The sequence below is a fragment of the bacterium genome (assembly GCA_021372775.1).
Classification (GTDB): Bacteria; Acidobacteriota; Polarisedimenticolia; order J045; family J045; genus JAJFTU01.
The window spans coordinates 1-7350 of sequence record JAJFTU010000111.1; the positions used below are offsets into that span (position 1 = coordinate 1).

Consider the following 7350-nt stretch of genomic DNA (forward strand, 5'->3'; position numbering starts at 1 on the left):
TCTGCGGCCCGCGGCGGCCGCATGGAATTTTTCTCCGCCGCACCCCCTTCGCTGACCGGCACCTCCTCTCCCGGGGCGGTTTGCGGCGACTTGCTTTCCTCGCAATGACTTTTCGGACAGGGGCCGCCCGGCTTTAGCGCCAATTCCGCGATCGGCCCGAATTTGGCGGGGCGGCCGGGGAGGTTCCGGCTCGGGGGCGGACGGAGCGTCCGCCGCGGGACAAAAAAAACGGGCACCCTGCGGAGGCCGATCCTCCGAGGGCGCCCACTGGAGGTCCACGGTTGGCCGCGGACGTTTCCTTTGCGGCAGTCTGGCGCGATGCTCCCTGCGCCGCCGCGCGTCGGCGCGGCGCTGCCTTCAAGCGCTCATCCTGACGGGCGTCATCCCTGCGCCTCGTCGGGCGGGCGTCCGCGCCCTCGTCCCCCCGCGGCGTCTCATGGCCGCGGAACCTGAACCGGGCGCGTCGATCCTAAGCCGCTATTTTAGCAGGCTCAGGACGCTCTGCGACGTCGAGTTGGCCTGCGAAAGGGCGGCCAATCCGGTCTGGTTGAGCACTTGGTACTTCGTCAGGTTGACGATTTCCTCCGCCGTGTTGGCGTCGCGGATCTGGCTTTCCGCGGCCGACAGGTTTTCGGACTGCGTCGAGATGACCGCGATCGTGTGCTCGAGGCGGTTGTAGTAAGCGCCAAGGTCGCCCCGGTTCCTCGACACCGTGTCGACGGCCGACTGGATCTGCACCAGCTCGTCCCGCGCGGTGATCTTGGCGGTGAGGGCGTCCTGGGTCAGGCCGAGGCCGCTGGCGGTCACGCCCGAGGTCGAGATGTGGATGCGGTCGTTCGTCCCCGATCCGAGGCCGATCTGGACGTCGAGCGACGCCCCGGCGCCGGAGAGGAGCGCGAGTCCGTTGAACTGGACCGTGCCGGCGATGCGGTCGATTTCCTGCAGGATCTGCGTGTATTCGCTGTTGATCGAGATCTTCGACGTCGTGTTGTCGCCGCCGCTCGTGTCCGACGCGGCCTGTTCGGCCAGCGTCATCGCGCGGTGCAGGAGGTTGCCGATTTCCTGCAGCCCGGCATCCGCGCAATTGATCACGCTGATCCCGTCGTTGGCGTTGCGGACGGCCTGGTTCAGCCCCTGGATGTCGGCGTGCAGGTTTTCGGCGATGGCGAGGCCCGCCGCGTCGTCCTTGGCGCCGTTGATCCGGAGGCCCGACGACAACCGATTGATCGTCGTCTGCAGCGACCGCTCCGTCTTGGTCAGTTGGTTCTGCGCGTTGAGCGCACCGATGTTGGTGACGACTGAGAATGCCATTTCCGTGTCCCTCCAGTTTTCGCGTTGGGCTCCGGGCTCCTCCATGGCTCCGTGCCGCCCATCTCGCGATGCACCCTACCTTTCGGCCGGGGGTGTCTGATCTTTAGACCCGGTGTCTAAGATTTTCATTGCACCCCCAAAAAGCAAGGTTCATGTTGTCCTTGACCAAAATTAAGGGGTTTGGGAAGGACCATGGCAGGGCGAATCGACAGATCGGCGCAACGGCGCTGTTCAGAAATTGGTCGCCCCTCCCGTCCGGAGGCGGCGCGGAACGAGCTGCAGCCCGCCTTCGACACGTCCGTTCTCTTCCGCCGTTTCGCGGAACTCCTCGATCTCGGCGAGTTGGAAGACGCGATCGTCGCGGAGCTGCGGCGCGGCCTGCCGCAAGTGTCCGCGTTCGTCCGCCTCGGCCCCGAAGCCTCGCAGTCGTTCGCCGCGCCGGCGAAGGCCGACGGCCGCCGGCGGCCGGTCAACCCCGCCGAGCCGATCCTCGCCGCGGTCGTCGAGTGGCGAGGCCGGCAGATCGGGTTCGTCGGCTACGTCCACGACGCGGCGCTGGCGAGCTGCCTCGGCGCCGCCAAGGAACGGCTGGAGATCGTCGCCCGCGAGGCGGCGCTGCCCGCCGCCAACGCCCTGCGCCACGCCGAGGCGCTCAACCTGGCCTACCGCGACCCGCTGACCAGCCTCTACAACCGGCGGGCCCTCATGGACTACCTCGAGCGGGAAGCGCAGCGCTCGAACCGCCACGGGCGGGCGCTGGCGCTGGTGATGCTCGACCTCGACGGCCTCAAGGAGGTCAACGACCGCTTCGGGCACCAGACGGGGGACGAGGCGATCCAGCGCTTGGGGCGCGTCCTCGAGCGGACCGTGCGGCGGGCGGATCTCGCCGCGCGCCTCGGCGGGGACGAGTTCGCGGTCCTCTGCCCGGACACGACGGCCGAGTCGGCGCGACGGGTCGGCGTGCGCGTGCAGAAGGCGCTCGCCGCCGACGACCTCCACGGGATGCGGCTCGGCGTGACCTTCGGCGCGGCCGACCTGCTGCAGGCCGACGGGCAGCCGAACCGGCTCGTCGAACTCGCCGACATGGACCTCTACGCGGGGAAGCGGCTGCGCGGCCGCTGCCGAATGGCCCCCGCGACGCCGCGCGAGCAGGAAATTCCGGCCCACTGACCGCCGTCTCTTCCCCGGAATCGTCCGTTTCCGCCCGCCGTCCCTTTAACAACGTGGTGCGCCCGTCCGGCGCGAACGGCATAATTCGGTCGCACACCCGAAGAGAGGCCGGCCGCGCGCGATGCAGGAAACGACCAAAGTCGTCTTGGTGGACGACCATCGTCTGGTCCGCGAGGCCCTCGCCTGCGCGCTCGGCCAGCGCCCGTGGATCCAGCTCCTCGGCGAGGCGGCGAACGGTCAGGAGGCGATCGACCGCGTCCCGGTCCTCGCCCCGAACGTCGTCGTGATGGACTTGGTGATGCCGGTCCTCGGCGGGATCGAAGCGACCCGCTGGCTCAAGGACAACTGCCCGCGGATCGAGATCGTCGTCCTGACCGGCCACCACAACGAGGCCTACCAGCGGCAGGCGTTCGAGGCCGGCGCGCGGGGCTACGTGCTCAAGGACAGCCCGCTGGAGCAACTTCTCGAGGCAATCCGGCACGCCGCGCGGGGCGACTTCTACCTCTCCGGGGCCGCCGGCCGGGACATGGTCGCCGAGTACGTCAAGCCGTGGGTGGCGCGGCAGAAGCCCGGCGGGGTGATCACGCAGCGGGAACGGGAGCTGGCGATGCTGATCGCCGACGGCTACTCCTCCAAGGAGGCGGCCTCGGTGCTCAACATCAGCGTCAAGACGGCCGACACGCACCGCGCCTCCCTGATGCGAAAGCTGGGCGCCCGGAACGTCGCCGACGTCGTCAAGTACTGCATCCGCAACGAGTTGATCCAGCCCTGAGGGCCGCCGCGTCGGCGTTTCTCCCCTCCCCGGATGGGGCTTTACCGACCATCATGTAGGTAATAATCCGCATAGCGGCGGGCGGTTCGCGTCTCCTAACATTTCCTCCGTTCCAGATGGCACTCACTTGCCACGACACTTTGGAGGGAATGGCATGAGCATGAACGATTACGTCGCGAAGGTGATGGCGGACCTGAAGGCGAAGAACGCGGCCGAGCCGGAGTTCCATCAGGCGGTCCACGAAGTGCTGGAGTCGCTCGCGCTCGTGCTCGAGCGCCACCCGGAGTACCGCGAAGCGAAGATCGTCGAGCGGATGGTGGAGCCGGAGCGCGTGCTGATGTTCCGCGTGCCGTGGCAGGACGATCAGGGCGCCTACCACATCAACCGCGGCTTCCGGATCGAGATGAACAGCGCGATCGGCCCCTACAAGGGCGGCCTCCGCTTCCACCCCTCGGTCAACCTCGGCATCCTGAAGTTCCTGGCCTTCGAGCAGGTGTTCAAGAACAGCCTGACGACCCTCCCGATGGGCGGCGGCAAGGGCGGTTCGGACTTCGACCCGAAGGGCAAGAGCGACAACGAAGTGATGCGGTTCTGCCAGAGCTTCATGACCGAGCTCTGCCGCCACATCGGTCCCGACACGGACGTCCCGGCCGGCGACATCGGCGTGGGCGGCCGCGAAATCGGCTTCCTGTTCGGCCAGTACAAGCGGATCCGCAACGAGTTCACCGGCGTCCTGACCGGCAAGGCCCTCAACTGGGGCGGCTCGCTGGTCCGCCCGGAAGCCACGGGCTACGGCAACGTCTACTTCGCCAAGGAAATGCTGGCGACCCGCAAGGAAACCTTCGAAGGCAAGACCTGCCTCGTGTCCGGGTCCGGCAACGTGGCCCAGTACACGGTCGAGAAGCTGATCCAGCTCGGCGGCAAGCCGGTGACGATGAGCGACTCGGGCGGCTTCATCTACGATCCGGAAGGGATCACCGCCGAGAAGCTGGCCTTCGTGATGCAGCTCAAGAACGTGAAGCGCGGCCGCATCAGCGAGTACGCCAACCAGTTCAAGGGCGCGAAGTACACGCCGGTCGACCCGAAGCTCGACTACAACCCGCTCTGGACGATCCCGGCCCAGTGCGCGTTCCCGTCGGCCACGCAGAACGAGATCAACGGCAAGGACGCGGCCAACCTGCTGAAGAACGGCGTCTACGTCGTCTCCGAAGGCGCGAACATGCCGACGACGCCGGACGGCCAGAAGCTCCTCGTCGAGCACAAGATCCTGTACGGTCCGGCCAAGGCCGCCAACGCCGGCGGCGTGGCCACCTCCGGCCTCGAGATGTCGCAGAACAGCATGCGTCTCGGCTGGTCCCGCGAGGAAGTGGACCAGAAGCTCCACAGCATCATGGTCAACATCCACAAGAACTGCTTCGACACCGCCGAACGCTTCGGCACGCCGGGCAACCTGCTCGCCGGCGCCAACATCGCCGGTTTCCTGAAGGTCGCCGACGCGATGATGGACCAGGGCTTGGTCTGATCCCGAGCCCGCGAAGGGGGAAGGAGGGGCGCGGCCTTGGCCGCGCCCCTTCGCTTTTCCGGGCTTCTTGGGGCGGCACGTGTGATCCGCGCCTCCGCGGGCGATAATCACCCCGGCCGGAGGAAGGAATGTCCCAGACGTTCGGCGCGGGCCGCTGGCGCGGCCACCGCATCTCGGATTTCCAAGAGTTGATGCGGCGACGCGTCGAGAACGTCCTCCTCGTCTCGAGCCCCTACGACTTTTTCATCCTCGAAGAGGACGGGCAGCTCGGCGAGCGGCTGCTGGGGGAGTTCATCGACCTCGGGCTGCGGCACACGCCGCTCCTGACCCGCGTCTCCACCGGCGGCGAGGCGCTGCAGTGCGCCGCCGAGGAGCCGCGCTTCAACCTCATCATCACGACGATCCAGCTCGGGGACATGAACGCCGCCGAGCTGGCGCGGCAGGCGCGGCAGATCGGCCTCGACGTTCCGGTCGTGCTGCTGGCGTACGACACGCGCGAGCTGGCGGAGTTCGCCGCCCGCAACGACATGTCGGACATCGACCGCGTCTTCGTCTGGCAGGGGGACGTGCGGATCCTGCTGGCGATCGTCAAGTACGTCGAGGACAAGTTCAACGCCCCGCACGACTGCGGCGAATACGGCGTCCCGCTGCTGATCGTCGTCGAGGACAACGCCCTCTACTACTCGTCGTTCCTGCCGGCGATCTACACCGAGCTGGTGCGCCATTCGCAGAGCCTGATCGCGGAGGGGGTGAACCGCTCGCACAAGATCCTGCGGATGCGCGCCCGCCCGAAGGTGCTCCTCGCCAGCTCGTTCGAGGAGGCGTGGGACTACTTCAGCCGCTACCAGGACTGTGTTCTCGGAATCATCTCCGACGTCGAGTTCCCGATGGACGGCGTCCACTCCTCCGCCGCCGGCGCCGAATTCGCGCGGCGGGCGCGGGCGGCGATCCCCGACGTCCCGATCGTCCTCCAGTCGTCCCGCCCGACCAACGCCGCGCTCGCGGCGCAGCTCGGCGCCGCGTTCCTGCTCAAGGGCTCGCCGACGCTGATGCACGAACTGCGGCGGGCGCTGGTCGAGGACTTCAGCTTCGGCGACTTCGTCTTCCGTCTTCCGGACGGCACGGAGGTCGCGCGGGCGCGCGACCTGCGCGAGCTGGAGGAGGCGCTCGCCACGGTGCCGGCGGAGAGCATCGGGCACCACGGCGAGCGGAACCACTTCTCGAAGTGGCTGCGGGCGCGGACCGAGTTCGCGCTCGCCCATCGGCTGCGGCCGCGCCGCGTCTCCGACTACGCCGACCTGGAGGAGCTGCGCCGCGACCTGATCGACTCGATCGCCGCCTACCGCGAGGACCAAGGGCGCGGCGCGGTGAGCGACTTCGACCGCGCGTCGTACGACGGCGGCGACGGCTTCTACCGGCTCGGCGGCGGCTCGCTCGGCGGCAAGGCCCGCGGCCTCGCCTTCGTGCGGCGGCTGCTCGCCGACTACGACGTCTCCTGGCGCTTCCCGAGCGTGAACGTCGGCGTGCCGCCGACCGTCGTCGTCGGCACCGACGTCTTCGACCGCTTCCTCGAAGAGAACGACCTGCGCGACTTCGTCATGCACTGCGCCGACGACGACGAGCTGCGGCGGCGGATCCTCGCCGCGCCGCTCCCCGAGGAGGCGCGGACCGACCTCGCGGCGTTCGTCGAGAAGGAGCGCCACCCGCTCGCCGTCCGCTCGTCGAGCCTGCTCGAGGATTCGCAGTACCAGCCGTTCACCGGCGTGTACGAAACGTACATGCTGGCCAACAACCACCACGACGCGGCGGTGCGGCTGGAACAACTCGAGCGGGCGATCAAGGGGGTCTACGCCTCGACCTTCACCCAGCACGCGAAGGCTTACCTGCGGGCCACGCCGTACCGGCTGGAGGAGGAGAAGATGGCGGTGATCCTCCAGCGGATCGTCGGCGCGCGCCGCGGGCCCCGCTTCTATCCCGACTTCTCCGGCGTGGCCCGCTCCTACAACTTCTATCCCACGCCGCCGCTCGCCTCGACCGACGGCATCGTCGCCGTCGCGCTCGGCCTCGGGCGCACGGTCGTGGACGGCCTGCCCTCGCTGCGCTTCTGCCCGCGCTTCCCGCGGCACATCGTCCAGTTCTCCTCGGTCAACGACATGCTCGAGAACTCGCAGCGCGAGTTCTGGGCGCTGCAGCTCGACGAGGGGCGTCTGGGGATGGACCCCGACAGCGAGATGCGCGAGATGCCGTTCGACCTCGACGTCGCGGAGCAGGACGGGACGCTGACCGCCGTCGGCTCCACCTACTCCCCCGAAAACGACGCCGTCTACGACGGGATCTCGCGCCCGGGCGTGCGGCTCGTCAGCTTCGCCCTCGTCCTCAAGCACGGCCTCTTCCCGCTGGCCGAGCTGCTCGACCGGATGCTCGCGATCGGCGCCGAGGGGATGGGCGGGCCGGTGGAGCTGGAGTTCGCGGTGAACCTCCGCCCCGGCTCGGGCCGGCCGCCGGAGTTCGGCTTCCTGCAGATGCGCCCGCTCGCCCTGTCGCACGAAGGGGAGGAGCTCGACTTCGCCGACGT

At 68.5% G+C, this 7350-nt stretch carries 5 protein-coding genes; 4 read left to right on the forward strand and 1 reads right to left on the reverse strand.

Annotated features, from left to right (window positions below; all coding sequences use genetic code 11):
* Positions 1–477: 477 nt before the first annotated feature.
* Entirely contained in the window at positions 478–1311 is an 834-nt protein-coding gene (locus LLG88_03940; GenBank protein MCE5246059.1) for a flagellin FliC, read from the reverse strand.
* Positions 1312–1503: 192 nt separating this feature from the next.
* Here LLG88_03940 and LLG88_03945 point away from each other — a divergent pair, with 192 nt between their 5' ends.
* From LLG88_03945 to LLG88_03960, 4 genes are all read left to right on the forward strand, one after another.
* Entirely contained in the window at positions 1504–2481 is a 978-nt protein-coding gene (locus LLG88_03945; GenBank protein MCE5246060.1) for a GGDEF domain-containing protein, read from the forward strand.
* Positions 2482–2602: 121 nt separating this feature from the next.
* The gene (locus LLG88_03950) at positions 2603–3253 is read left to right on the forward strand and encodes a response regulator transcription factor (GenBank protein MCE5246061.1); all 651 of its coding nucleotides are present in this window, start codon (positions 2603–2605) and stop codon (positions 3251–3253) included.
* A 160-nt stretch (positions 3254–3413) separates the two neighbouring features.
* The gene (gdhA, locus tag LLG88_03955) at positions 3414–4775 is read left to right on the forward strand and encodes an NADP-specific glutamate dehydrogenase (GenBank protein MCE5246062.1); all 1362 of its coding nucleotides are present in this window, start codon (positions 3414–3416) and stop codon (positions 4773–4775) included.
* Between the two features lie 128 nt (positions 4776–4903).
* On the forward strand, positions 4904–7350 hold a 2447-nt coding region (locus LLG88_03960), incomplete at its 3' end, for a histidine kinase (GenBank protein MCE5246063.1).